This is a genomic window from Rothia mucilaginosa (genome assembly GCF_964210535.1).
Lineage (GTDB): Bacteria > Actinomycetota > Actinomycetes > Actinomycetales > Micrococcaceae > Rothia > Rothia mucilaginosa_F.
In genome coordinates this window covers 1-424 of sequence record NZ_CAXOMR010000049.1, presented here as the reverse complement: position 1 = coordinate 424, position 424 = coordinate 1, and the positions used below count along the sequence as shown (strand labels likewise).

Sequence of the window (424 nt, the reverse complement as noted above, 5' to 3'; positions counted from 1 at the left end):
TGAGTCAAGACTACGGCCGTTATGAACTGACTGTGCGTGAAAATCTTCTTCTGGGTTTGCCGCAGGAGGCTGTTGAGCGTCTTGGTGATGCTGATTTGTGGTCGGCTTTGTCGGTGGCTTGTGCTGATGATTTTGTGCGTGGTCTTGAGGGTGGTTTGGATGCTCAGTTGGGTGAGTCGTTTGGTGGTGTTGGTCTTTCGGGTGGTCAGTGGCAGCGTTTGGCGTTGGCGCGTGTGGTTCTTCGGGATGCGCCGGTGTGGGTGTTGGATGAGCCGACCAGTGCTGTGGATGCTGAGACTGAGGAGGAGATTTTTGCTCGGTTGAAGGTGGCTGCTGTGGGGCGTTTGGTGGTGTTGGTGTCTCATCGTGCGTGGACGTTGCGTGGTGTTGATTCTGTGGTGGTGTTGGATGGTGGGTGTGTGGT

General features: G+C 55.4%; 1 protein-coding gene. It reads left to right on the top strand.

The window, feature by feature from the left end:
• Window positions 1–32 precede the first annotated feature (32 nt).
• Window positions 33–424 (top strand): ATP-binding cassette domain-containing protein (locus tag AB8C10_RS09250; RefSeq protein WP_368867560.1); only part of this gene is annotated, 392 nt, incomplete at its 3' end.